Source organism: Myxococcus sp. CA039A, assembly GCF_013336645.1.
In the GTDB taxonomy this organism is placed as follows: Bacteria; Myxococcota; Myxococcia; order Myxococcales; family Myxococcaceae; genus Myxococcus; species Myxococcus llanfairpwllgwyngyllgogerychwyrndrobwllllantysiliogogogochensis.
The window spans coordinates 1-1128 of the sequence record NZ_JABUMQ010000685.1 but is presented as its reverse complement, the minus strand read 5'-3'; the positions used below and the strand labels follow the sequence as shown (position 1 = coordinate 1128).

At 70.1% G+C, this 1128-nt stretch carries 1 pseudogene; it reads left to right on the top strand.

The window, feature by feature from the left end:
* Nucleotides 1-203: 203 nt before the first annotated feature.
* A pseudogene (locus tag HR086_RS47020) lies at nt 204-1128 on the top strand (hypothetical protein); the annotation flags it as partial.

Here is a 1128-nt window from a genome sequence, read left to right as displayed (position 1 = left end):
TAAGAGACAGCTCCAAGGGGAAGAGGCCCTCTCGGAGCAGGTGGCGCATTCCTGTCGCGTTTTTCTCTCCCGTGGCCGCCCCAGGCCCGGGAGCAGGACCTGGGCACGAGAAGGGTCCGTCCCTCGCGGCCCCGGCGTGTCGGACCGGGCTGGGAACCTCTGCCCTTCTCCATCCCCCGCCGGGGCGTTCATGGGAGGCGTCGATGTTCGCGCGTCGGAGTTGGGCCGTCGTGTTGCCGCTGCTGCTACCCGGGGTGGGGTGGGCCGAGGAGGAGGTCGCCCCTGGGCACTGGGAGCAAAGGGAAGCCGCCATCCGCGAGCTGGAGCAGGCCCTGACGCCCGAGTCTTCCAGCGGGGGCGCGGAGGCTCAGCCCGAGGAGGAGTCCACGCCACCGCCCGCACCCGACTCGATATCGCGGTGGACGAACGCGCTGCGCATGGAGGCCACGACGTGGACCTTGCTCCCTCGAAGAGGCGCGGGCAGCGACGAAGGCTTCGTGCAGGTGGAGCCCGGGTTTGTCTTCGACCAGGGCGAGTCGTTTCGTCTCAACCTCGGAGCCCCGGTGCGGCTGCGGCTGTGGGGTGGCGGCGAAGGGGCGGGCTTCGTGAGGAAGGAGGACTGGGACACGCTGTCCGATTGGGGCCAGGTGGTGCGCCTCTTCTCGGTGGGCAGTGACACACCCAACTCAGTGTGGGTGGGAATGCTGGACGGCTACTCCCTGCTGTCGGGGCACCTGGTGCGGCGCTACAGCAACCGAGCCAACCCCGACTATCACCCGGCCGGAGTGGTGGGGACGGGGACGCTGGGGCCGGTATACGCGGAGGCTTTCGTTTCGGACCTGCTGGGCGCTCGTCTGATGGGGGCGGAAGTCGCCCTGGACATGCAGCATGTCCTCTTCGGCCGCCCGCCTGTTTCCGGGCGCTACACGCTGGCGCTGTCGGCGGCGCATGACTGGGGGAAGGGGGGAGGCACCTCGAAACCCCTGACGCTGGCGCACCTGGACGGTACCGCCGTGGTGATGCGGCGTCGGAGCAGGGACACGGGCCTGGAGTTGCACCTGCTGGGAGGTTGGGGCGGGCGTCCCGGTGAAGGCGGCGCGTGGGGCGCGGTGGCGGGCCTGGGAATGG